The organism is Streptomyces sp. NPDC126510 (assembly GCF_040302345.1).
Taxonomy (GTDB): Bacteria; Actinomycetota; Actinomycetes; order Streptomycetales; family Streptomycetaceae; genus Streptomyces.
In genome coordinates, this window is sequence record NZ_JBEORR010000036.1 from 1 (window position 1) to 24,131 (window position 24,131).

Here is a 24,131-nt window from a genome sequence, read left to right on the forward strand (position 1 = left end):
CACCCGCTACGACAAACGCGCCCGCCACTACGAAGCCCTGGTCACCATCGCCTGCCTACGACTCTGGCTCTCCTGACTTTGCGGACACGACCTAGCGCCGGGCCGCTCCTGCCAGCTTCCGTACGGTCAGGGCGGCGGCTGCCGTGGTGAGGGCCGCGCCCATCCACCCCCGGTTCCGGGACAGCCACTGCTGCGGGCTGTCGTCCGTGGACTCGTCGTCGAAGCGCCCGTGGGCGCCGAAGTCCCGCCCGTGCGGCCCGTCCGCCGGGGACCACAGGTTCGCGGGTCCCTCGGGCGGGCCGTCCTCCTGCTGCGCGTCGACGTTGGTGCGGGCCAGGTAGCGGTCGAGCAGCCCGGGGGCCACCGCGTTGGCGAGGAGCGTGGCGGCGGTGGAGCCGCCCACCCAGTACTCCCGGCGCCGGGCGTGCGAGGACGCGTGCACGATGGCCCGGGCCGCGACCTCCGGCTGGTACACGGGCGCGACCGGCCGGGCCCGCCCGGGCATCCGGTTCAGCACCCAGTCGAACTGCGGGGTGTTGAGGCCCGGCAGCTGCACCATCGTGGTCCGCACCCCGCTGCGCGCGTGCAGCAGCTCGCAACGCAGCGACTCGTTGAACCCCTGGATCGCGTGCTTGGCCCCGCAGTACGCCGACTGCAGGGGAATTCCCCGGTAGGCGAGTGCGGAGCCGACCTGCACGATCGTGCCGCGGTTCCGCGGCAGCATGTGGCGCAGGGCGGCCCGGGTGCCGAACACGTAGCCCAGGTACGTCACTTCGGTCACGCGCCGGAATTCGTCCGGGGCGACCTCGGTGAAGGGTGCGAACACCCCGGTGAAGGCGTTGTTGACCCAGACGTCGATGTGACCGTACGCGTCGACGACCTGCTGGGCGGCGTCGTCGACGGCCTTGGCGTCGGAGACGTCCACGGGGACGACGAGCGCCTCGCCTCCGGCGTGTTCCACGTCGTCCGCCGCGGCGGCGAGTCCCTCACGGCCGCGGGCGAGCAGGGCGACCCTGTCGCCGCGGGCGGCGAAGGCCCGGACCGTGGCCCGGCCGACGCCGCCGCTGGCTCCGGTCACCACCACGACACGGCCGCGCCGGTGCGATGTCCCTGGTGTGCGCACCCGGCATCACACCCCGCGGTGGGGTACGTCCGGGTCGCCCGCCGGCCTCGGGGGCACGGGGCCCGGGGCGGCCGTCCCACCGGGCGGGGCGGGCGGCACCGGCGGATACGGCATGCCGCCGACCGCTTCGGCCGCACTCCGACGGGCGCCGTCCCCACCCGGCGCCGTACCGGCCGCGTGCCCCGTGCCCGGCCGCGACGGCCGGGCCATGCCGCGCAGCACGTAGGCGAGGCCGCCCAGGATCACGGCGGTGATCAGCGCGGCGGCCCAGTCGGGCAGGCCGAGGGCGAGGGCCAGCCCCACGGCGAGGGCGAGGGCCGCGCCCGCGTACAGGGCGAGCGCGCCGGACGCGGCGTACAGGGCGGCCTTGCGGCGCTGCTTGCGCGTCTGCTCGCGCAGCTCCTCCCGTACCGTCTCGCGCGCCACCTGTGCCAGCTCGTCGACGAGGTGCTTGTCCAGATGCTCCAGGTGATCCAACGGCTTCATACCCGGCCGGGTACCCTCGCCCCCCTGCGCGTAACTAGGCTCAGCCGTATGGAGATTCTGGGTGCCACACTGCGCGTCTGCGTCGACGACCTCGAGACCGCGATCCCCTTCTACGAGCGACTGGCGGGCGGCAGAGCCCAGCGCTTCGAGCGGGGAGGTGTCCAGGTCGCAGCGGTCGGCTGCTTCCTGCTGATGAGCGGCCCCCCGGCCGAACTGGAGGTGCTGCGCAAGGTCGCCGCGACGATCGCCGTGACGGACGTGGACGAGACCCACAAGGTGCTGACCGAGCTGGGGGCGCACATCGTCGCGGGCCCGATCGCCTCACCGGCGGGCCGCAACCTGATCGCCCTGCATCCGGACGGGTCGATCTACGAGTACGTGGACCGTCACGCGTAGGCGCCGCCGGGGCCTCAGTGCCGTCCCGGCCGCCCGGTGATCATCTCGGTGGTGATCGCCCAGCGTTCGTGGTCGCGCCAGGCCCCGTCGACGAAGAGCATCTTCGGCGAGAAGCCCTCCAGGCGGAACCCGCAGCCACGGGCCAGGGCGATCGACGCGGCGTTCCCCGGCTGGACGTTGATCTCCAGCCGGTGCAGCCGCATCGGGCCGAACGCGTACCCCACGACGAGGTCCAGCCCTTCGCGCATCAGCCCCCGCCCGGCGGCGTGCGCGAAGGCGCCGTAGCCCAGCGCCCCGGACTGGAAGCCGCCCTCGACGATGTTGTTGATGTTGATGAAGCCGCCGATGGCCCCGTCGTTCTTCTCGCAGACCAGGAACCCGGCCTTGGACGGGTCCTCGATCAGCCGGCCCGCGTAGGCGGTGTACGCCTGTGCCGTGGTGGGCGGGAAGAGCCACGGGTGGTGCAGGTCCGTGCTCTCCCGGGCGCGGGCGGTGAACTCGGCGCCGTCCTCGTGGGTGAAGTGGCGTATGCCCACCCGGGGACCTTCGGCGAGGTGGCGGGATGTGTGGTGCGGCACCCCGCCACAGTAACCGCGCCGGCTGTGTGTCCCCAGTCGGGGCGTCAGGAGCCGGCGACGGGCAGCCGCAGCATCCCGGTGTCGCGCGGCCCGCTGACCACGGTCACCGGCTTGATGCCGCGGTTGCCGAAGTACGCGTCGTCGCTCGCGGCGATCACGAACCGCAGCCGGTGCCCGGTCTCGTACCGGTGCACGATACCGGGCAGGGTGACGGTGAAGCTCTTGGTGACGTCCGGGACGCGCACGGGCGCGACCAGGCGGCGCACCAGGGTGCGGGTGCCGTCGGGGGCGACGTCGTACAGCTTGGCGAACAGCACGAGCCTGTCGGCCGCGTCGGAGCTGTTCTGGGTGCGCTCGGCCTTCGGGGAGACGACCTTGAGGGTGGCCCGGGGGGCGCCGACGACGTCGAGGGGGCGTTCCAGGGGCGCGCTCGTCCAGCCGAGGTAGGTGCCGTCGGCGTCGTACGGCGGTGGGTCCGGCAGCCCGACGAGACCGGCGATCGAGCTCTCCGAATGGCTGGTGGGGATCAGCCGGTTGGTGTAACCGCGGCTGCCGTGGGCGACCTTGCGGCGGTTGTCGACGAGCTTGCCGTCGCCGGAGAGGTACAGCGTGCGGCTGAGGGCCGGGAGCTCTTCGGCGGTGGCGTAGGTGTGGTCCGGGTCGGTGATCCAGTCGCGGTGGTAGGCGAACTCCGGCCCCGTGTCGGCGTGGGGCCGTTCGCGCAGGTACCGGTCGAACCAGGCGAGGACGCGCCGGCCGACGTAGCTGGTCTCCAGGTTGCCCTTGGTCAGGTCGAGTTCTCCTGCGGCGGCCGGGCCGGTGAGCCCGCCGCTGTGACCCCAGGACTGCCAGATCATCTTGACGGGTGTACCCCGGGCCTTCAGCGTCCGGTACGTCGCCGTCGCCTCGTTCAGGTTGAACAGGGTGTCGGCCTGCCCCTGGACCAGCAGGGTCGGCGTGTCGACGCGGTCGAGGTAGGACGCCGGGGAGACGCGGCGCGCGTAGGCGAGCAGCTCGGCCGTCCGGCCGGCCGGGTAGCTGTCGGAGTTGAGGGTGTGGACGGTCCGGCAGGCCTCGGTGACGAAGTGCAGGCAGGTCAGGGAATTGATGCGGGAGGGGTCGAGAGCGGGCTGGAGCAGCGGCTGGCCCTCGCCGACGAGGTAGAAGCCGTTCGTCCACTGCCACTTGAACACCCCGGGGACGTCCCCGCTGCCGACGGCGTTGTTGGGAGCGAGCGCGTACGCCAGGTCGTTCCAGGTGATCATCGGGACGAGCGCGTCGAGGCGGTGGTCGACGGCGGCCGTCGCGAGCTGGACGGCGCCGCCGTAGGAGCCGCCGATCATGCCGACGCGTGGGTCGCCGGGTGCGTCACGGGTGACGAAGTCGGCGGTGGTGCCGTCGTCGGCGGCGCGGGTGCCGCCCAGGAAGTCGACCAGCCGCGAGGCGGCGGCGCCGTCGATGTCCGGGTCGTCGAGGGAGATGAGACACCCGCTGCGGCCGAATCCGAGGCCGGAGTAGACGAGCGAGACGTAGCCGCGCAGGGCGAAGGCCTTGCCGACGGCGTCCGTCGAGCCGTCCGATTTGCTGCCGCCGAAGCCGTTCGTGCCGAGTACGGCGGGCGCCGGGTGGTCGCGGTCCACGCCCGCGGGACGGTACAGGTCGGCGTCGATCGTGCAGGCGCGGCCGCCCGCCCGCACGCTGAACTTCAGCGGCGTGACGGTGTAGGCGTCGGCCGCGGCCGACGGCGGGGTGAGGGCGAGGGGCACGGCCAGGGCGGCGCCCAGAGCGAGAGCGAGGGGTGCGCGGGTTCTGGGCACGCGTCGGAACACTCGGACCTCCACGGTGAGGGCAACCCGGATACCGACCAGTAGGTACCGGCCGCTTGTCATGGTGTGACACGTGTCAGAAGCCGTCAATCACCGAAACGAGGGTTCTTGACGGTATTTCAGGAGTACCGGCCGTCAGCTGAGGGCCGGTTCCTCCAGGGTCAACGTGCCCGACCCCGCGTCCAGTTCGGCCCTCACCCCAAGGGGCATGGTCAGCGCGCCCGCGCCGTGCCCGAACCCGAACTCCTCCACGACCGGAACACCCAGACCGCCGAGCCGGTCGGCGAGGACCGCACGCAGCTCCCCGTACGGTCCGCACCCCGCCCAGGAGCCGAGGACGATGCCGGCGACCCCGCCGAGCCAGCCGGTGCGCAGGAGTTGGGTCAGGTAGCGGTCCAGGCGGTACGGGCTCTCGCCGACGTCCTCCATCAGCAGCAGCCCGTCCCGCGCGCCGGGGTGGGCGTGCGGGGTGCCGAGGTCGCTCGCGAGCAGGCTGAGGCAGCCGCCGAGCGTGATGCCCCGGGCGCGGCCCGGTATCAGCGCGGCGCCGCCCGGGGGGACGGCCCTGATGACGCGCACGGACTCCGGCTCGAAGAGCGTGGCCCGCAGATGGTCCTGGGCCCGGGCGTTCTTGAGGAAGTCGACGCCGGCGGCCGCGGGCCCGTACAGGGTGGCCAGGCCCAGCCGGGTGGCGAACGCCTGGTGCAGGACGGTGATGTCGCTGAACCCGGCGAACACCTTCGGGCCCGCCGCCCGCATCGCCTCCCAGTCGAGCAGGTCGACCATGCGCTGCGCCCCGTACCCGCCGCGGGCGCACAGCACGGCCGCCACGGACGGATCGCACCATGCGCCCTGAAGGTCGGCGGCGCGCTGCTCGTCCGCGCCGGCCAGATAGCCCAACTCGCCGTGCCGGGCGAGCACATGGGGTGCCACCACGGGGTCGAGGTCCCAGCCGCGCAGGAGGTCGAGCCCGGCCTGGAGCCGCTCCTCGGGCACCGGCCCGCTCGGCGCGACGACGGCGACGCGGGCGCCGGGGGCGAGCCGGGGTGGTCGTACCAGCGGGTTCACCGGGCGAGCTCCAGGGTCGGGACACCGGGCGGGTCCAGGCGGAACACCTGGGCGTAGAGGGAGAGTTCGGCCTCCAGGGCGCGCACCATGGTCTCCGCCCTGCGGAACCCGTGCCCCTCCCCCGCGAAGGCGAGATAGGCGTGCGGCACCCTCCGGCCCTCCAGCCGGGCCAGGAACCGCTCGCACTGGACGGGCGGGCAGATGACGTCGTCCAGACCCTGGAGCAGCAGGAACGGCACGGCGAGGCGGTCGGCGTGGGCGGCGGGCGAGCGCTCGGCGTACCGGGCAGGCACCTCGGCGAGCGGCCCGATCAGGCTCTCCAGGTACCGCGACTCGAAGTCGTGGGTCCCGCCCGTGCCCCAGCCGGCCAGATCCAGGATGGGGTACTTGATGGTGCCGCAGGCGTAGACGTCGCTGGTGGTGAGCGAGGCGGCCGCGGTCCAGCCGCCCGCGCTGCCGCCCCGGACGGCGAGCCGACCGCGGTCGGCGGTGCCCTCGTCGGCGAGGGCCAGGGCGACCGCGGCGCAGTCCTCGACGTCCACCACGCCCCACTGCTCGCGCAGCCGCTCCCGGTAGGGGCGGCCGTATCCCGTGGAGCCGCCGTAGTTCACCTCGGCGACGCCGATGCCGCGCGAGGTGAAGTAGGCGATCTCCAGGTCGAGCACGAGCGGGGCCCGGCCGGTGGGCCCGCCGTGCGCCCAGACGACGTAGGGCGGCAGCTCGTCACCGGGCGCGACGCAGCCGGGGTGGTGCGGCGGGTAGATGTGGGCGTGGACGTCGCGCCCGTCCGGGCCGGTGAAGGTGCGGATCTGCGGCTCGGGGTAGTACGCGGGATCGACGGCGTCGTCGTGCTCGGCGCCGACGACCCGGGCCCGGCCGGTGCGGGCGTCCAGCTCGACGACCTCGTAGGCGCTGCGCGGGCTGGCCGCGACGGCGACGACGCGTTCGCCGTGGGCGGCGAGGGTGGGGGCGAACTCGGTCCAGGGCCCGGCGGCGTCGACGACCTCGCCGGTCTCGGGGTCCAGTACGCCGAGGGCGGTGGCGCCCCGGCCGTGCACGACGGCGATCAGACCGCTGTCGAGCGGGGTGAACCATCTCGAACCCAGCTTCCACAGCGCGCCGCCGAACTCCTCCTCCCGCGGGCACAGCGGCTGCCCGTCGAGGTAGAGGTTCCACCAGCCGGTGCGGTCGCTCGCGTGCAGCAGGCGTCCGTCGCGGGTCCAGTCGGCCTGGGCGATCGACTCACCGGGCCCGCCGGCCACGGCCCGGGTGCCACTCAGGGTGCCGTCGGGTGCGACCTCGGCGAGGAGCAGTTCGGTGCCGTCCCACGGCATGCGCGGATGGTCCCAGGCGAGCCAGGCGGCCCGGCGCCCGTCGGGCGAGAGCTTCGGCCCGGTCACGAACCGGTGCCGGCCGTCGGTGAGTTCGCGTACCGCGCCCCGGTCCTCGGCGGCCGATCCGTCCAGAGGGACGGCGGCCAGGACGCGGCGCACGTCGGTGGATCCGTCGCCGGTGAACTCCTCCAGCACGCACCACACCTCACCCCGTTCGGGCAGCGGCAGCGGCTCGGCCCAGCGCAGTCCCCCGCCCACGGCGGACACAGGGGTGAGCGGGCGGGGATCACCGTCCGGCTCGCAGCGGTACAGCCGCTGGTCGGCGAAGTTCACGAACACCACGAGCGGCCCGGCCTCGCCCTCGAGGGCGGCCCACGGGTGCCCGCCGTACTCGATGACCCGGCTGCGCACGTTCCACGGCGCGCGCAGCAGCGACTCCTCGCGGCCGTCGGCGTGCCGCCGCACCAGGGTGCGCCGGCCGCCCTCGGCGGGGCGCGGCTCCGTCCACCACACCTCGTCGCCGACGAAGCCCACGTACTCCGGGTGCCCGTCGCGCGCGGCGGTCAGCGCCGCGTCGATGGGCGAGGGCCACGCCCCGTAGGCCAGCGTCCGCACCGTCTCCCCCACTCCCCTAGGCCGTCCGCAGGAACCGGTCGAGTACGCGGACACCGAAGTGCAGCGCCTCGACCGGTACCCGCTCGTCGACGCCGTGGAACATCGCCGCGTAGTCGTAGCCGTCCGGCAGCTTCAGCGGGGTGAAGCCGTAGCCGGTGATGCCGAGGCGGGAGAACTGCTTGGCGTCGGTGCCGCCGGACATGCAGAACGGCACGACATGGCCCTCCGGCGCGAACTCCTCGACGGCGGCGCGCATGCCCGCGAACGTCGCCGAGTCCACCGGCGATTCGAGGGCGACCTCGCGGTGATGGAACTCCCAGTCCACGTCCGGCCCGGTGAGCCGGTCGAGGGTGGTGCGGAACTCCTCCTCACCGCCGGGCATGTACCGGCCGTCCACCTGGGCCACGGCCTCGCCGGGAATGACGTTGACCTTGTAACCGGCGTCCAGCATGGTCGGGTTGGCGCTGTTGCGGAGGGTCGGCTCGACGAGCGCGGCGGTCGGGCCGAGCTTCTCCAGCAGCGCGTCCACGTCGGTGAGGTCGGTCTCGATGCCGTACAGCGCGGCGAGGTCGGTGAGGGCGGCGCGTACGGTCGGGGTCAGCCGCAGCGGCCACTCGTGCGCGCCGATCCGCGCGATCGCGCCCGCGAGGCGGGTCACGGCGTTGTCCCGGTTGACCTTGGAGCCGTGCCCGGCGCGTCCGCGGGCGGTGAGCTTCAGCCACGCGGTGCCGCGCTCCCCCGCCGCGATGGGGTAGATCTGCCGGCCGGCGCCGTCGTGGAAGGTGAAGGCGCCCGACTCGCTGATGCCCTCGGTGCAGCCCTCGAACAGCTCGGGGTGCTCGTCGGCGAGGAATCCGGAGCCGTCCTCGGCGCTGGCCTCCTCGTCGGCGGTGAACGCGATGACGACGTCCCGGCGGGGCCGAACCCCTTGGCGTGCCCAGCCGCGCACGACGGCCAGGATCATCGCGTCCATGTTCTTCATGTCGACGGCGCCGCGCCCCCAGACGACCCCGTCGCGGATCTCCCCGGAGAACGGGTGCACGCTCCAGTCGGCGGCCGCCGCGGGCACGACGTCCAGGTGGCCGTGGAGCAGCAGGGCACCGGCCGAGGGGTCGGTGCCCTCGACGCGGGCGACGAGGTTGGTCCGGCCCTCGGTGCGCTCCAGCAGCGTGGGCGCGACCCCGGCGTCGGCGAGCCGTGCGGCGGCGTACTCGGCGGCGGGCCGTTCCCGGCAGTCGCCCCCGCCCCGGTTGGTGGTGTCGATGCGGATGAGGTCGGACGTGAACGTCACGACCTCGTCCAGCGCGGTCCCGTCCACCTGCTCAGCCATACTGCTCCTCCACCGCGGCCGACACGATCGTGGTGACCGCCTTGAAGGCGCGGATGCCCTCGTACATGGTCTCGCTCGTGTAGGCCACCTTGCGCTCCGCGATCCGGTCCACTCCCGGGACGACGGTGGCGGCCATCGCCAGGTGCTCCGCGTCGAACTCCACGGCCACGGTGAAAGGGCCGCCCCGCACCGGTTCGTGACGCACCGCCAGTGCCGCCGCCCCCTTGGCCGCCGCCCGGATGTCCGCCGCGGTGCGGGCGGGTGTGCGGCACACCGCCGCGTAGCGCGACACGTGGTCCTTGACCGCGACCTTCAGCGCCTCGGGCGCGTACCCGAGCGCGTCCTCGCAGGCGACGTCGTCCCCGGTGACCAGCACGACCGGCACCCCGTACTCGGCGACGACATGGGCGTTGAGCAGCCCCTCACTGGCCCGTACGTCGTTCAGCCACACGCCCGTGATGGAGTTGGCGAGGTAGGTGTGCGCGAGGACGCCCTCCATACCGGCGCCCGCGTGGTAGCCGACGAAGGCGACGCCGTCGATGTCGCCGTGCTGCACGCCCTCCACCATGGACAGCGTCTTGTGCCGGCCGGTGAGCAGCCGGGCGCGTTCGTCGAGCTGCTCCAGCAGCAGGTTGCGCATCGACCAGTGCGCCTCGTTGATGATCACCTCGTCGGCCCCGCCGTCGTGGAACCCCAGCACGGCGGCGTTTACGTCGGAGGTGAACAGGGAGCGGCAGCGCTCCCACTGGGAGGCGCCCGGCACCACGTCGTCGGGCCAGGTGACGCCGGTGGCGCCCTCCATGTCGGCGCTGACGAGGATCCTCATGACGAGCCGTCCGGAGCGGAGATGTTCATGGTTCGTCACGTTACGCGTTGCGGGCGGAACGGGCTACGAACCGGTCACCAACGGATCGGCAGGTCGGCGAGGAACGCGGTGAGACGGTCGGCCAGGAGTCGGTGGTCACGGGCCGAGTAGTGCCAGTGGCAGCCGGTGTAGTCCAGGCCGGCGGTGTCGAGCGACCAGGAGCGGACCCGGCGGTCGCCCGCGCCGTTGCGTTCCCGGACGACCTGTGCGACATGGCCGGCGAAGGGACCCGTACCCACGGCCAGGATGGTGGTGGCGGCCCCGTAGCGCTGCCGCAGTTTCGCGAGGAAGCCGCTGTAAGCGCTGCGGTAGGCGGCGGCGAGGCTCTCGTCGGTCCACGGCTCGCCCGGGTTGAGGGGGGTCGAGAAGTCGTTGGTGCCGAGGTGGACCACGACGAGCTGCGGCCGCCAGGTGCCCGGGTTCTGCCAGACGTCGCCCGGCACGTTCAGCAGGGCGCGGTCGTAGAAGCTGCGGTAGTTCACCTCCGGCGAGCCCCCGTTGTAGTTGCGCACCATGCCCTGGCCCGAGTAGGCGTTGATCTGGTAGTCGGCACCCAGTCCCCGGGCGGTGAGGGCGCCGTAGCTCACGTCCGTGTCGGTGGTGCGCTTGAGCCGCTCGCCGTCGCAGTCGCGGGAGGTCGAGAGGTTGCCGTAGCCGACGGTGAGGGAGTCGCCGATGAACTCGATCTGGCGGCTGCGCGCGGCCGGCCGGGCCAGGACGGCGCCGCCGGGTGCGGCGACGAAGCCGCCGAAGGAGCTGGTGCTCCACGGGGTGTCGTTGCGCTTGACGAGCCGGACGGTGTGCACGGTGTCGCGCAGGCCCCTGATCCAGTGCGTGGTCCTGCCCGGAGTGACGAGGGTCGCGACGGTGGCTCCGTCGACCTGGACGTCGTAGTCGGCGGCCGCGTCGTCGAGCACGACGCCCACGCCGGTGCCCCGGATCCGGCCCTCGAAGTAGACGCCGGGCCAGCTGTAGTGGAGGACGTCTCCGCCGTCCTTGACCCGTCCGGCGGTGTGCACGCTGTCTTGTACTCCGCGTGGATCGGGGGCGGCGGCGGTCGTGACGGCGCTCGCGCCGATCAGCACCGTCGACACCGCTGACGCGGCAAGCATCCGTAACCAGGGCATCGGCATGGCTGTCCTCCGCGGGGGCGAGGCAGGGCACGGACCGGAGCAGGGTGACCGTACACCGACAAATCACTACCCACCAGACCGCACCGCCGCGCCCGGCTCTCCCGACCGCCCGTCTCAGGCCGTACGCCCGGCCACCAGCCAGGCGGAGGGCAGCTCGATGCGCGTGCCGTCGGGGCGGTACTCCGTGGTCGTCAAGGGCAGTCGGCCACTCGCCAGCACGGTGAGACCGGCTGAGCGCAGATACTCGGGCACGGCCTCGTCCGACACCTCTGCGGGCGCGATGCCGTGCCGGAACACGGGCGCGAGCTTGGGCGGCGGACCGTCGGGGCCATCCGCCAGGCCCGCCAGCACCGGCTTGGCCGCACCCGACACCTCCACCAGACAGGCGCGACCGCGCTCGCCGACCAGCGTGGCGACGCCGTCGACCAGGGACTGCCGGTCGTCGGGCTCGCACTGGTGCAGGACGCCCCGCAGATAGACGTTGGTGTCGCCGAGCTCCGCGTGCAGCGCCTGCGTCTCCTCCTTCGCGGCGGCGTCCAGCTGCCGGTAGGCCGCCTGCCCCGCCGGGTCGGCCCGCCGGGCGTGGTCGAGGGCCGCAGCGGACAGGTCGACGCCCAGGACGTGCGGGAAGCGGTCGGCGAGATAGCGGGTCTGCGTGCCGTTGCCGCAGCCGAGATCCACCAGCGGCAGCGCGGGATCGGCCAGGTACGGTTCGAACAGGGCGAGGTGCGGGCCCACGGTCAGGACCGGTTCCGCGTCCCAGAACACCGCCCCGGGCTCGGCGGACGCCTCGCGCCAGAACCCCTCCCAGCCTTCCCGGTATCTACGCGTCACGCTCATGGCCCACTCCCCGGGGGTGCGAACGGATCCCGCCATGCGGCGGGCGACTACGGTGTACCGCGCCCGGGCCGCGCCCACAAGAACGCGGGCGCCCGACGCTACTTCGCGTTCGGCCGAAGCCTCGCCGCCGGCCGGCGGCGAGCCGGGCGCACCGAAAGAGACCCGGCCGCCGTGCTGCGCCGCGCCGACAGGGCGGAACGGGCCGTGTTCAGCTGCGCGGCAGTGTCAGCTCGAACCAGACCGTCTTTCCGGCCTTGGTCCGACCGGTCCCCCACTCGCGGGACAGCGTGCTGACGACGCGCAGACCGCGCCCGGCCTCGTCGAGCGGGCCCGCATGCCTCAGCGTAGGCAGTTCGTGGTCGTCGTCGTCCACCTCGCACAGCAGGGTGTCGCCGCGGACCAGCCGCAGTGCGACGGGGCGGGCGTGGGAGTGCCGCACGGCGTTGGTCACGAGTTCGCCGGCCATCAGCTCGGCCGGTGCGGCGAGCTTCGCCAGGCCCCAGTCGTGCAGTTGCTCGCGCACCGCGGCACGGGCCCGGCCCACCTCGGCCGGGTCCAGGGCGAGCCGCCATTCGGCCACGTCGTCCGGTTCGATACCGGCCAGGCGGGCCATCAGCAGGGCGACGTCGTCCTTACGGCCACCCCGGGTGTTGAGCGCCCGGATGATGGTGTCGCAGGCGTCGTCCATGGACGCGGCCGGGTGCGCGGCCGACTCGCAGAGCGTCGCGAGACCCACCCCGATGTCCTCGCCGCGCACCTCCACCAGCCCGTCGGTGCACATCACGAGCCGGTCGCCGGGCTCGACGCGCACGCGGATCGCCTCGAAGGGCACTCCCCCGACGCCGATGGGCGCGCCGGTGGGCAGGTCCAGCAGTTCGCTGCGGCCGTCCGCGGCCCGGACCAGGACGGGCGGGATGTGCCCGGCGTTGGCGAGGTGGAGCTCGCCCGCGAGGGGGTCGTAGACGGCGTAGAGACAGGTCGCCAGATAGCCGTCGCCGAGGCGCTGTGCGAGGTCGTCGAGGTTGCGCAGCAGCTGCGCGGGCGGCAGGTCGAGCCCGGCCATGGTCTGCACGGCCGTCCGCAACTGGCCCATCATCGCGGCCGAGTTCAGCCCGTGGCCCATGACGTCGCCGACGACGAACGCCGTGCGCCCGCCGTGCAGCTTCACCGCGTCGAACCAGTCGCCGCCGACCCGCCCGAGCAGCGTCCCCGGCAGGTAGCGGGTGGCGATGTCGCAGCCGGCCATGCGGGGCGGGATGTGCGGCAGCATGCTGTCCTGGAGCGTCTCGGCGACGTTCTCCTGGAAGGTGTACATGCGCGCGTTGTCGAGCACCAGGCCCGCGCGGGCGGCGAGTTCGGCTCCGGTGACACGGTCCATGTCGTTGAAGACGGGCCGCTCGGGGTGCCGCAGCAGGATCATGAAGCCGAGCACGACGTTGCGCGCCTTGAGGGGCACGACCAGCATCGAGCGGCCGGTGATGAGGGGCCGGATGTCGCGCTTGTCGAACTGCGCGGCGATGGCGTGCCCCATCTCCTCGCTGATGCGCGGCACGAGAACGGGTTCGCCGCTGGTCATGCACCGGAAGAACGGCGTGTGCGCCGGGAACGGCATGGCCTCGCCGACGGGGACGACGTCGTCCCAGCGGCCCGGTTCGTCGGTGTGCTCCAGGGCGACCCGGTGCCACATCGTGGTCGTGTCGGGCACACCGTCCTCGAACCCCTCGCCGGCGACGACCTGTTCGCGCAGGTACGTCCCGGCGACGTCGGTGAAGCGGGGCACCACGGCCCGGCTGACTTCGACGATCGTGCGGGACAGGTCGAGGGAGGTGCCGATGCGTCCGCTGACCTCGTTGAGGAACTCCAGGCGCTCACGGACGGCGGCGTATTCGAGGTCCTCGCCCTCGTCGCGCAGCTCCTGCGGCACCGGGTCGCCGGCGGCCATTGCCCGCGCGGCCCGTTCCCGGCGCGCCCGGCGCTCGGCACGCCGGGCCACACCCCAGTCGGGTGTGACGGGCACCCGGTCGTTCTGGCTGAACTCCAGGATCGGATAGCCGAGTTCGAGGACCTGCGAGACGATCCGGGCGCTCTCGCCGACGCTCATGCTGGGCAGGATCTCGGGGAGTCGGCGGGCGAGCTCCTCCGCCCCGGGGAAGTCGGTGTGCAGCGCGAAGCCGGGTGCGATCCGCTCGAACACTCCGTCGCCCGTGCCCAACCCGTCCATGCCGGCGGCCAGCACGAGCAGCCGCTCGGGCCCGGGCCCCACCAGCGGGTAGGCCCACCACAGGACGTCGACCCGGCCGTCCTCGGACGCGGTGAGCCGGGCGCGGCCCGCCGCCGGGTAGGAGAGCCCGCCGTCGAGGGAGGAGTCGAGACCGGGACCGAGGCCGTCGCCGGAGGCGTGTGCGAGGGGGTCCCGCTCCTCGGGCAGGGCGCCGGAGACGGGGAGCAGGTCGAGGGCGCTGCGTCCGATCGCCTCTTCCCTGGGGACGCCGAACAGACGCCGCGCCCCGCGGCTCCAGTGGGAGACCAGACCGTCGCGGTCGACCACGACGACGGCCAGGGGCACGCGGCCGGGCTCGGCGCCTTCCCTCCCCGCGCCCTGCTCAGCCCTGTCGATGCCACGGTCCATGGCTCAGGCCCTCTCTCCCACGGACGCAAGATCTGTGCCGGCGTCACCACCGTACGGCGACCGCCGCCGGCCACGTGAGGCAATGCGGGAATTGCCCGCGCGGGCTCGCACCGGCGTACGACTCCCCGCGCGCCGGTGCCGTTCGTTCCCCGGCCGGTGCTCGCTCAGTCCTCGTGGCTCAGCTGGAGGTCCCGCTCGCTGCGGTCTCCTCCGGCGACCTGGAGCACGGTGGCGACCGGCGGGTAGCCGGCCGCGATGACCGTGTACTCGCCGGAGGACAGGTCGACGAAGCGGAACGTGCCGTCGGCGCCGGTGGTGAGGGTGTCGACGACGTTGCCCGCCACGTCGAGCAGTGTCACGCGGGCGTCCTCCACGGGCCGGCCGCCGCCCGCCCGGACGGTGCCGCGCAGCACGGCGCCGCCGGCCAGTTCGATGTCCCGGCGTGTCTCGCGGTCGGCCTGGACGGTGACCGGGAGCGCGGCCGGACGGAAGGCGGGCGCGCCGGCGGCGAGGGTGTACTCGCCGGCGACCAGTTCGGTGATGACGTAGCCGCCCTCCCGGCCGCTGCGGGTGGTGGCCACGACCTCGCCGTGCGCGTTGGTGAGGGTGACGGTGGCGTCCCGTACGGGCGTGCCGTCGGCGGTGACCACGGTGCCGATCAGGTTGCCGGCGCCGCCGAGGACGATGTCGAGCTCGACGGGACGCTCGCCGACGGTCACGGTGACGGCCTGCGGCTGGTGGCCACCGGCCGCGGCGATCAGTACGTACGAGCCCGGGCCCGGGGTGGCCAGCGCGTAGCGCCCGTCCTCGCCGCTCGCGCCGCGTCCGGTCTGCTGCCCGGTGACGTCGATGAGCGTGAGCGCCGCGCGGGGGACGACGGTTCCGTCGTGGTGCTGTACCGAGCCGCACACGGGCACACCGGCGGCGTACGCGGCGCGGGCCTGTGGGACCGGGACGGTCCCCGGCGCCGGGCCCGTGCCGGTGACGGAGGCGTTGTGGGACACCAGGGGTTTCTCCTTGAGGAAGAGGGCGATGACCAGTCCGAGGACGAGCACCGGCACCAGGTAGAGGAAGATCCGCGGCATGGCGTCGGCGTACGCCCGGATGTAGTCGTCGCGCAGGGCCGGAGGCAATGCGTGCACGAGCTGTGGGGTGAGGGACTCGGGGTCCGGGAGCCCGGTGCCCCCGCCCGCGGGAAGGCGCTCGGCGAGGGCGTCGACGAGCCGGTCGGCGAAGAGGGTGCCGAAGACGGCGGCTCCGACGCTGCCGCCGATCTGCCGGAAGTAGTTGTTGGCGCTCGTGGCGGTGCCGAGGTCGGCGGGGCGCACGGAGTTCTGCACGGCGAGGATCAGTACCGGCATCACCATGCCGATGCCGGCCCCGAGGACGGCCATCCAGATGCTGTAGTGCAGCCGGGGCGTGCCGACCTCCAGCCGCGACAGCAGCCACATGCCGGTGACGGAGAGCGCGCCGCCGAGGATCGGATAGGCCTTGTAGCGGCCGGTATGGCTGATGAGCCGGCCGACGACGACCGAGGCGCCGACGATGCCGGCCATCATCGGCAGCATGAGCAGTCCCGACTCGGTGGCGGAGGCCCCCTCGACCATCTGCAGGTACGTCGGCAGGTAGCCGGCGGCGCCGAACAGGCCCACGCCGATCACCAGGCCGACCAGACCGGTGACGTTGAAGACGGAGTCCCTGAACAGCCGCAGCGGGATGAGGGGTGCGACGGCGAAGCGCTCGGTGACGAGGAAGAGGAGAGTGGCCGCCGCCGCTCCGGCCGCGAGCCCGAGGATCGTCCGCGAGTCCCAGGCGTACTCGGTGCCACCCCAACTGGTCAGCAGGACCAGGCAGGTGGAGGCGGCGGTCAGCAGCAGCGCGCCGAGGACGTCGAAACGGGCCCTCGCGGCCGGCTTGGGGAGCTTCAGCGTGACGGCGACGAGGACCAGGGTGACCAGGCCGAAGGGGACGTTGACGTAGAAGCACCAGCGCCAGGAGAGGTGGTCCGTGAAGTAGCCGCCGAGCAGCGGTCCGGCCACGGAGGCGAGACCGAAGGCGGCGCCGATCAGGCCCATGTAGCGGCCGCGCCGCCGGGGCGGCACGATGTCCGCGATGATCGCCTGCACACCGATCATGAGGCCGCCCGCGCCGACGCCCTGCAGGGCGCGGAAGGCGATCAGCTGGTCCATGGTCTGTGCCCGGCCCGCGAGCGCGGAGCCGGCGACGAAGACGACGATGGCGAACTGGAAGACGCCCTTGCGGCCGAGGAGATCACCGAGCTTGCCGTAGACCGGAAGGCCGACGGTGGCGGTGAGCAGGTAGGCGGTGATCGCCCAGGACATCCGGTCGACACCGTGCAGTTCACCGACGATCTTCGGGAGCGCGGTGGCGACGATCATCTGCTCCAGTGCGGCCAGGAGCAGGGCGAGCAGCAGAGCGAAGAAGATCAACCGCACCCGCCGCGGGCTGGGCCCGCCGTCCGGATCCGGCGGTGGCACGGGGGTGCCGGGAGGTGCCACCGCCGGTTCGTCCTGCGCCAGAGTGATCCCGCCCACTCACCGCTCCCCTCGTCGCGTTGCCGCACCATTCCCGCGTAAAAGCGACAACTACGAGCAAGCGCGACGAGTTACGGCACAGGGGCGGACCGTACGGAGATCACCCGAACCGGTGAGGGGCGGCAACGCCCCTTGCGTATCCGCCTCTTGGGAGGGTTACTTCTCGACCTCGGCGGCGAGCCTGGCGAGCATCGCGTCGTAGATCCGGCCGAGACCCTTGGGGGCGAAGGTCTTCTCGAAGAAGCCGCCGATGCCGCCGGCACCGGTCCAGGTGGTGGTCACGACGACCCGGGCCTTGCCCTCGCCGGCCGGGGTGACCCGCCAGGTGGTGACCATGGAGGAGTTGCGGTCCTTCTCGACCAGCTCGCCGTCGGTGGGCTCGGTGACCTCCAGGAGGCAGTCGCGCACCCGCTTGCTGGTGGCCTGGAGCTTCCAGTGGACGAGCGTGCCCTCGCCGTCGCCGCCCTCCCGCACCTCGTACTCGCTGAACTGCTCGGGCAGCAGCTTCGCGCGCGTGCCGCTGTAGTCGGCGAGGGCGTCGAACACCGTCTCCGCGTCCGCCGCGACGATCCGCTCCGTAGTGGCCTCGACCTGCGCCATCGCTTTCCTCCAGGACCTGGTTTGCTCGGGGGTCGGGGCAAGCCAACCACCCCGCCGCCCGGCGCCCCAAATCGGGGTGGCGCAACCCGGTCGAACGCGTTCGGAAAACGCCCTCGCACGATCAAGGGAACATGTGTTCTATTCTGGGGTCAGTGCTACCGAGGAGGCGTCATGCGCTGGGAGAACCTCACCGTGGACTCCGGACACACCAGGGCCGATGCCGCGTTGTTCGGCGCGGACGCGGTGGTCACGCGTACCTTCGACACGCCGGAGTTCCGCGGGATCACCTTCCACGAGATCCGGGCCCGCTCGATCATCAACCGGGTGCCGGCGGTCTCGCGGATGTCGTTCCAGTGGACGGTCAATCCCTATCGAGGCTGCTCACACGCGTGCGTGTACTGCTTCGCGCGCAAGACGCACAGCTACCTGGACCTCGACACGGGCCTCGGCTTCGACAGCCAGATCGTGGTCAAGGTCAACGCTCCGGAGCTGCTGCGCCGGCAGCTCGGTTCGCGCCGGTGGCAGGGCGAGCACATCGCGATGGGCACCAACGTCGACTGCTACCAGCGCGCCGAGGGCCGCTACCGCCTGATGCCGGGCATCATCGCGGCCCTGCGCGACCACGCGAACCCCTTCTCGATCCTGACCAAGGGCACCCTCATCCTGCGCGACCTGGAGCTGATCAAGCAGGCGGCACAGGTGACCGACGTCGGCATCTCCGTCTCGGTCGGCTTCACCGAACAGGAGCTCTGGCGCACCGTGGAGCCGGGCACACCGGCGCCCGAGCGGCGCCTGGAAGTCGTGCGCACCTTCGGCGATCACGGCATCGACTGCGGGGTTCTGATGGCGCCTGTGATCCCTTTCCTGAGCGACAGCCCCGCGCAACTGCGCGCCACGGTACGGGCGATCGCGGCCTCCGGTGCCACCTCCGTGACGCCGCTGGTGCTGCATCTGCGGCCCGGCGCCCGCGAGTGGTTCATGGCCTGGCTGGAGCAGCACCATCCGCACCTGGTGGGCCGTTACGAGCGGATGTACGCGGAGGGCTCCTACGCCCCGAAGTGGTACCAGCGGCGCATCACGCGCCAGGTGCACGAACTCGCCGAGGAGTACGGCATCGGGCCCACGCGCGCGGACATACCGCGCCGGGTCCGGCCACCCGAGCCGGCCGAGCCCCCCTCGTCCGAGCCGACCCAACTGTGGCTCCTTTAGGAGCGTTCGAGCGCATCCCGCGACCCATTCGGGTCAAGTCTCGACGGAACACGTTCTTCAAGCGCCGTGTGCCGGGACGAATCGGCGAGGACTGTGAGCCCCGCGGTCCGACGCCCCTCCGTCCTGGAAGGCCTCCATGAGAACACGCGCAGCCGTGCTGTGCGGCGCCGCCGCCGTCGCGCTGGCCGGGAGCCTCACAGCCGTGCCCGCCGAGGCGAGCGCACCGCACTCCGCAGGTGCCTCTCGCCTGGCGAAACCGAGCTGGAGGAAGTGCGGCACCACCGCGTACCCGTCGCTCCAGTGCGCGTCCCTCAAGGTGCCGCTCGACCACGCGAACCCGGACGGCCGGCAGGTCACCCTCGCACTGTCCCGCGTCCCGCACACCGCCGAGAGGTTCCAGGGCCCGTTGCTGGTGAACCCCGGCGGGCCCGGCGGCGACGGCCTGGCCCTCGCCGGTTTCGTCGCGGCCACTCTGCCCAAGGAGGTCGCGGCCCAGTACGACGTCATCGGCTTCGACCCGCGCGGAGTGGGCGCCAGCAGACCGGCACTGGACTGCGAGCCCGGCTACTTCGGCCCCGTGCGCCCGGACTCCGTGCCGAGCACACCCGAGACCGAGCGGGCCAACCTCGCGCGCGCCAAATCCTTCGCGGCCGCCTGCACCAGAAAGCACGGGCACCTGCTGCCGTACATCGACACGATCAGCGCCGCTCACGACATCGAGGCGATCCGGCAGGCCCTGGGCGCACCGAAGATCAACTACTTCGGCTACTCGTACGGCACCTACCTGGGCGCGGTCTACGCCGGCCTGTACCCGCAGCGGGTCCGGCGTCTGGTCCTGGACTCGGTCGCCGACCCCACCGACGTGTGGTACACCGCCAACCTCAACCAGGACCACGCCTTCAACGACCGTCACCGCGCCTTCCTGGCCTGGGTCGCCAGGCACGACGCGCGGTACCGGCTCGGCACCGACCCGGAAAGGGTCGAAGCCACCTGGTACGCCATGCGGGCGGCTCTGGCCAGGAAGCCCGCGGGCGGCCGGGTGGGCGCCGCGGAGCTCGAGGACACCTACCTCCCGGGAACCTACTTCAACGGATACTGGCCCCCTCTCGCGGAGGCGTTCGCGGCGTACGTGAACCGCGAGAACGCCGAACCACTGGTCAAGGCCTACAAGGACTTCGGCGCGATCGACGCCGCCGACGACAACAGCTACAGCGTCTACACGGCGGTGCAGTGCCGGGACGCGTTCTGGCCGCGTGACTGGCACCAGTGGCGCAAGGACAACTGGGCGGCGTACGAGAAGGCGCCGTTCATGACCTGGAACAACGCCTGGTACAACGCGCCGTGCGCGTTCTGGCCGACGGAGTCGCTGCGCCCGGTGAACGTGGCGAACGGCAAGCTGCCGCCGGTGCTGCTGTTCCAGGCGACCGCCGACGCGGCCACTCCGTACGAGGGCGGTGTCACCATGCACCGTCTGCTGGCCGGTTCCAGCCTGGTGGTCGAGCAGGGCGGCGGCAACCACGGCATCACGCTGAGCGGCAACGCGTGCCTGGACAAACACCTGGCGGCCTACCTGACCGACGGCACCGTGCCGCGCGGACTGGGCGAGGCGGACGCGGCGTGCGACGCGCTGCCCGAACCCAAGCCTCCGGTGACGGCGTCGGACAAGGCGGCGTCGGCCTCCTCGAACGGCGCGGTGCTGCACGCCCTGCTCGGCTACCGCCGCTGAGCCGCTGGCGCACCGCCGGGGCCGGTCGTCGTCAGTGCCATGGTCCACCATGGGCGCATGAGTGAGCTGACGAGAATCCCCGCCCCCGATGGCGTCGCCGCCGCACCCCAGTACAGTCATGTCGTCCTGGGCACCGGTCGTTTCGTGGCGATCTCCGGTCAGCTCGCCCTCGACGAGAGAGGGCGGCTGGTCGGCGAGGGCGACCCGGCAGCGCAGGCCGGCCAGGTCTTCGAGAACCTCCGGCGCTGCCTGGCAGCCGCCGGCGCGACCTTCGACGACGTCGTCAAACTCACCTACTTCGTCACGGACATGGCCCATATGCCGGCCATCCGCGCGGCCCGCGCCGCGCACATACCTGACGACCGGCTGCCGGCCGCTTCGGCCGTGCAGGTCGCGGCCCTGGTCCGACCGGAGTTTCTGATCGAGGTCGAAGCCTTCGCGGTGGTGGCGCCATGAGGAGCCCGCGGATACGGGGGATGACGCTCGCCGACTGCGACCGTGTCGCGGAGATCCGGGTCGGCGGCTGGCGGGGCGCCTACCGGGGCCTGATCCCGCAGCCGTACCTGGACGGGCTCAGTGTCGAGGAGGATGCCGAGCGGCGTCGTGCGCACCTCGCGCGGAGTGACAGCCGCGTGGTGAACCTGGTCGCCGTGGGCACCGGCGGCGAGCTCGTCGGCTGGGCCTGCCACGGGCCGTATCGGGAAGGCGAAGTCCTCACCGAGGAAGCCGAGTTGTACGCGCTCTACGTCCACCCGGACCACGTGGGACGGGGCGTCGGGCGGGCGCTGCTCGCGGAGTCCGTCGCGCGCTGCTCCGCCGCGGGCCACGGCCGTCTCCTGCTGTGGGTGCTCAAGGAGAACGGCCGGGCCCGCCGGTTCTACGAGCGGGCGGGCTTCCGCGCGGACGGCGCCGAGGAGCCCTTCGAGGTGGACGGAGTCGCGGTTCCCGAAGTGCGGTACGCCAGGCCCCTGGGCCGCTGACGTCACCTCTGCTTCGGGATCCGTCCCAGCGCCCGTACCGCCGCTTCGGCCAGCGCGGGATGCGCGAGGGCCTCGTTCAGCACGGGCCCGGCCCGGACGTCGCCCAGCGCCCCGAGCCCGTCCACACAGGCGAGGGCCACGCGGCGGTACGGGTCGTGCGGGCGAAGCCGCCGCCGGAGCGTGGTGATCAGCGCAGGGACCGCCTCGGGGGCGCGCAGCTCGACCAGCAGCCGTACCGGGTGCAGGGCGTAGGCGACGCGCAGTTCGTTGGTGGCGAGGGCGGCGGCCGCGCGGGCGGTGCGCGGGTCGCCGAGCCGGGCGAGGGCGTGGGCGGCGGAGGCGCAGCGCGGGGGGTCGCGGTGGTTGAGCAGCAGCACCAGGGCCTCGAAGGCCCGCCGGTCCCGCGCGAGCCCCAGCCGGAACGCCGCCAGCTCCCTCGCCCACAGGTGCTGCCCGGGCTCGGTCAGCGCCGCCGCCAGGGCGTCGAGGTCGTCGGTCGCCACGAGCCGCTCGAACGCCGGCGACGCCCCCGACTCCTGCCGTAAGCGCTCCGTGAGTGATCGCAACTCTTCGCTCATGCCTCAGAGATTAGGGGTGACGCGGTCTGCGCGGGACGTACATCACAAACACGAGGGCTGGCGCGCTCGTTACCCGCCGGTTAAGCTCAGACGAGCGAGTTACCCACTCGCATTCCTCGCGGCGGTCTGGTGACGCGGCTGTCGCGGGAGCAGTCGGTTCGGTGCCTCAGGTACCGCAGTACGACTCGGCCCCGGGACAGGGCCGGTCGGAATCGCCGTTCATCCCGGGCGTGTGCACGCCCGTGGAGGCGGCACCGGGCGTGTGCGCTTCGCAGCCCGGCCAGCACCCGCACTCATCCACGCACCCCGGTGCGCCCGTGGTCCGGCTCCTGCCGGGCCCCCTGCGGCGCACCCGGAGCGCGTTCCCCGTCGTCACCCTCATCCTGGAGTCCCGCGATGGCCTCTCCCCTTTCCGACCCGTCCCAGTCCACGCTGCAGACCGTCGCCGTCGTCGGCCTCGGCACGATGGGCACCGGCATCGCCGAGGTCCTCGCCAAGGCCGGCCGTACGGTCGTCGGCATCGACATCAGCGAGGCCCAGGCCGCGAAGTGCGTCGCCGCCCTGGAGGCCTCCACCGCCCGCGGCGTCGAGCGCGGCCGGCTGACCGAGCAGGAGCGCGCCGAGATCCTCGGCCGTGTCCGCACCTCCGGTGACCTGCGCACCGCCGCCGACGCCGACCTGGTCATCGAGGTGGCCCCGGAGTCGTACGAGATCAAGCAGCAGATCTTCCGGGAGCTGGACGGGATCGTGCGCCCCGAGACGATCCTGGCGACCGGCACCAACGCCCTGTCCGTGACCCGGCTGGCCGCCGACTCGTCCCGCCCCGAGCGGGTGCTGGGCCTGCACTTCTTCAACCCCGCGCCGGCCATGAAGCTGGTCGAGGTCGTCTCCTCGGTGCTGACCGCGCCGGCGGCCGTCACGGCGGTCACCGACCTCGCGCTCGACCTGGGCAAGGAGCCCGTCGCGGTCGGCGACCGCCCCGGGTTCGTCGCGGACGGCCTGCTGTTCGGCTACCTCAACCAGGCGGCCGCGATGTACGAGGCGAAGTACGCCTCCCGCGAGGACATCGACGCCGCGATGCGGCTGGGCTGCGGACTGCCGATGGGCCCGCTGGCACTGCTCGACCTGATCGGCGTCGACACCGCGCGCACGGTCCTGGAGGCCATGTACGCCGCCTCCCGCGACCGGTTGCACGCCCCGGCCCCGATCCTCAAGCAGCTGAGCGAGGCGGGCCTGACGGGTCGCAAGGCGGGGCGCGGCTTCTACACCTACGAGGCACCGGGCAGCGCGGTCGTCGTGCGGGACGCCCTGACCCCGCTGGAGGGCGGCGACCTGGCTCCCGGCCGGGAGATCCGCTCGGTGGGTGTCGCGGGGTCGGGCACCATGGCCTCCGGTATCGCCGAGGTCTTCGCCAAGGCCGGGTACGAGGTGGTCATCGCCGCCCGCACCGCGGAGAAGGCGCAGACCGCCAAGGCCCGGATCGGCAAGTCCCTGTCCCGCTCGGTCGACAAGGGCCGGATGACCGCCGAGGCGGCCGCCGGGACCCTGGACCGGATCACGGCCTCGGGCACCTACGAGGACTTCGCCGGCGTCGACCTGGCCGTGGAGGCGGTCGCCGAGGACCTGGAGGTCAAGCGGCAGCTGTTCGCGGCCCTGGACAAGGTCTGCAAGCCGGGCGCGATCCTGGCCACCACGACCTCGTCGCTGCCCGTCGTCGCCTGCGCCCGGGCCACCTCGCGCCCGCAGGACGTGATCGGCATGCACTTCTTCAACCCGGCGCCGGCCATGAAACTGGTCGAGGTCGTCCGTACGGTGCTGACCGCCGACGACGTCCACGCGACGGTCCGCGAGGTGTGCGGCCGCATCAGGAAGCACCCGGTCGACTGCGGCGACCGGGCCGGTTTCATCGTGAACGCTCTCCTCTTCCCGTACCTGAACAACGCGATCAAGATGGTCGAGGAGCACTACGCCTCCCTCGACGACATCGACGCGGCGATGAAGCTGGGCGGCGGCTACCCGATGGGTCCGTTCGAGCTGCTGGACGTCGTCGGGCTGGACGTCTCGCTCGCCATCGAGAAGGTCCTGCACCGCGAGTTCCGCGACCCGGGGCTCGCTCCGGCGCCGCTGCTGGAGCACCTGGTGGCCGCGGGCTGCCTCGGCCGCAAGACCGGCCGAGGCTTCCGCGAATATGCCAAGCGCTGAGCGTCCCGGCGACTGGTTCCGGTCCGGCGCGGAGTGGGGCGGCCTGCTCGGCCCGGAC

General features: G+C 72.8%; 20 protein-coding genes. 6 read left to right on the plus strand and 14 right to left on the minus strand.

Features of this window, described 5'->3' with window-relative positions; genetic code table 11:
- Positions 1-91: 91 nt before the first annotated feature.
- Positions 92-1,123 (minus strand): SDR family oxidoreductase, encoded by a 1,032-nt coding sequence (locus ABTX60_RS35560; protein WP_352101148.1) that lies wholly within the window; start codon positions 1,121-1,123, stop codon positions 92-94.
- Positions 1,124-1,129: 6 nt separating this feature from the next.
- Positions 1,130-1,609, minus strand: a complete 480-nt coding sequence (locus tag ABTX60_RS35565) for a phage holin family protein (RefSeq protein WP_352101149.1) — start codon at positions 1,607-1,609, stop codon at positions 1,130-1,132.
- A 48-nt stretch (positions 1,610-1,657) separates the two neighbouring features.
- On the opposite strand from ABTX60_RS35565, the gene ABTX60_RS35570 reads away from it, so the two are divergent.
- Positions 1,658-2,005, plus strand: coding sequence for a VOC family protein (locus ABTX60_RS35570; protein ID WP_351633556.1), 348 nt, complete (start codon positions 1,658-1,660; stop codon positions 2,003-2,005).
- Positions 2,006-2,019: 14 nt separating this feature from the next.
- Here the strand turns inward: ABTX60_RS35570 and ABTX60_RS35575 are convergent, their stop codons facing one another.
- The 11 genes from ABTX60_RS35575 to ABTX60_RS35625 form a co-directional block, all read right to left on the minus strand.
- Positions 2,020-2,583 carry a GNAT family N-acetyltransferase gene (locus tag ABTX60_RS35575; protein ID WP_352101150.1) on the minus strand — a complete coding sequence of 188 codons (564 nt, stop codon included), beginning with the start codon at positions 2,581-2,583 and terminating at the stop codon, positions 2,020-2,022.
- A 44-nt stretch (positions 2,584-2,627) separates the two neighbouring features.
- Positions 2,628-4,472, minus strand: coding sequence for a CocE/NonD family hydrolase (locus ABTX60_RS35580; protein WP_502992460.1), 1,845 nt, complete (start codon positions 4,470-4,472; stop codon positions 2,628-2,630).
- Positions 4,473-4,544: 72 nt separating this feature from the next.
- On the minus strand, positions 4,545-5,477 hold the full coding sequence (locus ABTX60_RS35585; protein ID WP_352101152.1) for a S66 peptidase family protein: 933 nt from the start codon (positions 5,475-5,477) through the stop codon (positions 4,545-4,547).
- Positions 5,474-7,438, minus strand: a complete 1,965-nt coding sequence (locus tag ABTX60_RS35590; RefSeq protein WP_352101153.1) for a prolyl oligopeptidase family serine peptidase — start codon at positions 7,436-7,438, stop codon at positions 5,474-5,476. Before ABTX60_RS35590 ends, ABTX60_RS35585 begins: the two co-directional genes overlap by 4 nt.
- Before the next feature lie 4 nt (positions 7,439-7,442).
- Entirely contained in the window at positions 7,443-8,756 is a 1,314-nt protein-coding gene (locus ABTX60_RS35595) for a M20/M25/M40 family metallo-hydrolase (protein WP_352101154.1), read from the minus strand.
- Complete coding sequence (locus ABTX60_RS35600) at positions 8,749-9,582, minus strand: M55 family metallopeptidase (RefSeq protein WP_352101155.1); 834 nt, start codon at positions 9,580-9,582, stop codon at positions 8,749-8,751. Before ABTX60_RS35600 ends, ABTX60_RS35595 begins: the two co-directional genes overlap by 8 nt.
- Before the next feature lie 74 nt (positions 9,583-9,656).
- Positions 9,657-10,733, minus strand: a complete 1,077-nt coding sequence (locus ABTX60_RS35605) for an SGNH/GDSL hydrolase family protein (protein ID WP_352101156.1) — start codon at positions 10,731-10,733, stop codon at positions 9,657-9,659.
- A 135-nt stretch (positions 10,734-10,868) separates the two neighbouring features.
- Entirely contained in the window at positions 10,869-11,594 is a 726-nt protein-coding gene (locus ABTX60_RS35610) for a class I SAM-dependent methyltransferase (protein ID WP_352101157.1), read from the minus strand.
- A 208-nt stretch (positions 11,595-11,802) separates the two neighbouring features.
- Entirely contained in the window at positions 11,803-14,223 is a 2,421-nt protein-coding gene (locus ABTX60_RS35615) for a SpoIIE family protein phosphatase (protein ID WP_352101158.1), read from the minus strand.
- A 164-nt stretch (positions 14,224-14,387) separates the two neighbouring features.
- Positions 14,388-16,778, minus strand: a complete 2,391-nt coding sequence (locus ABTX60_RS35620; protein WP_352101159.1) for an MFS transporter — start codon at positions 16,776-16,778, stop codon at positions 14,388-14,390.
- A 156-nt stretch (positions 16,779-16,934) separates the two neighbouring features.
- Complete coding sequence (locus ABTX60_RS35625; protein WP_352101160.1) at positions 16,935-17,378, minus strand: SRPBCC family protein; 444 nt, start codon at positions 17,376-17,378, stop codon at positions 16,935-16,937.
- 171 nt (positions 17,379-17,549) lie between these two features.
- Between ABTX60_RS35625 and ABTX60_RS35630 the strand changes: the two genes are divergently transcribed.
- From ABTX60_RS35630 to ABTX60_RS35645, 4 genes are all read left to right on the plus strand, one after another.
- Positions 17,550-18,587 (plus strand): Rv2578c family radical SAM protein, encoded by a 1,038-nt coding sequence (locus ABTX60_RS35630; protein ID WP_352101161.1) that lies wholly within the window; start codon positions 17,550-17,552, stop codon positions 18,585-18,587.
- 136 nt (positions 18,588-18,723) lie between these two features.
- A complete protein-coding gene (locus ABTX60_RS35635; RefSeq protein WP_352101162.1) occupies positions 18,724-20,313 on the plus strand; it encodes an alpha/beta hydrolase in 1,590 nt (529 codons plus the stop codon).
- Positions 20,314-20,370: 57 nt separating this feature from the next.
- On the plus strand, positions 20,371-20,769 hold the full coding sequence (locus tag ABTX60_RS35640) for a RidA family protein (RefSeq protein ID WP_352101163.1): 399 nt from the start codon (positions 20,371-20,373) through the stop codon (positions 20,767-20,769).
- A gap of 20 nt (positions 20,770-20,789) precedes the next feature.
- Positions 20,790-21,293: a GNAT family N-acetyltransferase gene (locus tag ABTX60_RS35645; protein ID WP_352101164.1), complete on the plus strand. Its 504-nt coding sequence runs from the start codon at positions 20,790-20,792 to the stop codon at positions 21,291-21,293.
- 2 nt (positions 21,294-21,295) lie between these two features.
- Here ABTX60_RS35645 and ABTX60_RS35650 read toward each other — a convergent pair whose 3' ends face one another.
- A complete protein-coding gene (locus tag ABTX60_RS35650; RefSeq protein WP_352101165.1) occupies positions 21,296-21,871 on the minus strand; it encodes an adenylosuccinate lyase in 576 nt (191 codons plus the stop codon).
- A gap of 396 nt (positions 21,872-22,267) precedes the next feature.
- Between ABTX60_RS35650 and ABTX60_RS35655 the strand changes: the two genes are divergently transcribed.
- Positions 22,268-24,073, plus strand: coding sequence for a 3-hydroxyacyl-CoA dehydrogenase family protein (locus ABTX60_RS35655; RefSeq protein WP_352101166.1), 1,806 nt, complete (start codon positions 22,268-22,270; stop codon positions 24,071-24,073).
- Positions 24,074-24,131: the final 58 nt, after the last annotated feature.

Coding starts and splice junctions, on each gene's coding strand:
- ABTX60_RS35635 (WP_352101162.1), top strand. CDS start 18,724: ATGAGAACACGCGCAGCCGTGCTGTGCGGCGCCGCCGCCGTCGCGCTG.
- ABTX60_RS35600 (WP_352101155.1), bottom strand. CDS start 9,582: ATGAGGATCCTCGTCAGCGCCGACATGGAGGGCGCCACCGGCGTCACC.
- ABTX60_RS35630 (WP_352101161.1), top strand. CDS start 17,550: ATGCGCTGGGAGAACCTCACCGTGGACTCCGGACACACCAGGGCCGAT.
- ABTX60_RS35565 (WP_352101149.1), bottom strand. CDS start 1,609: ATGAAGCCGTTGGATCACCTGGAGCATCTGGACAAGCACCTCGTCGAC.
- ABTX60_RS35615 (WP_352101158.1), bottom strand. CDS start 14,223: ATGGACCGTGGCATCGACAGGGCTGAGCAGGGCGCGGGGAGGGAAGGC.
- ABTX60_RS35595 (WP_352101154.1), bottom strand. CDS start 8,756: ATGGCTGAGCAGGTGGACGGGACCGCGCTGGACGAGGTCGTGACGTTC.
- ABTX60_RS35580 (WP_502992460.1), bottom strand. CDS start 4,472: ATGACAAGCGGCCGGTACCTACTGGTCGGTATCCGGGTTGCCCTCACC.
- ABTX60_RS35610 (WP_352101157.1), bottom strand. CDS start 11,594: ATGAGCGTGACGCGTAGATACCGGGAAGGCTGGGAGGGGTTCTGGCGC.
- ABTX60_RS35650 (WP_352101165.1), bottom strand. CDS start 21,871: ATGAGCGAAGAGTTGCGATCACTCACGGAGCGCTTACGGCAGGAGTCG.
- ABTX60_RS35655 (WP_352101166.1), top strand. CDS start 22,268: ATGGCCTCTCCCCTTTCCGACCCGTCCCAGTCCACGCTGCAGACCGTC.
- ABTX60_RS35640 (WP_352101163.1), top strand. CDS start 20,371: ATGAGTGAGCTGACGAGAATCCCCGCCCCCGATGGCGTCGCCGCCGCA.
- ABTX60_RS35605 (WP_352101156.1), bottom strand. CDS start 10,733: ATGCTTGCCGCGTCAGCGGTGTCGACGGTGCTGATCGGCGCGAGCGCC.
- ABTX60_RS35570 (WP_351633556.1), top strand. CDS start 1,658: ATGGAGATTCTGGGTGCCACACTGCGCGTCTGCGTCGACGACCTCGAG.
- ABTX60_RS35645 (WP_352101164.1), top strand. CDS start 20,790: ATGACGCTCGCCGACTGCGACCGTGTCGCGGAGATCCGGGTCGGCGGC.
- ABTX60_RS35625 (WP_352101160.1), bottom strand. CDS start 17,378: ATGGCGCAGGTCGAGGCCACTACGGAGCGGATCGTCGCGGCGGACGCG.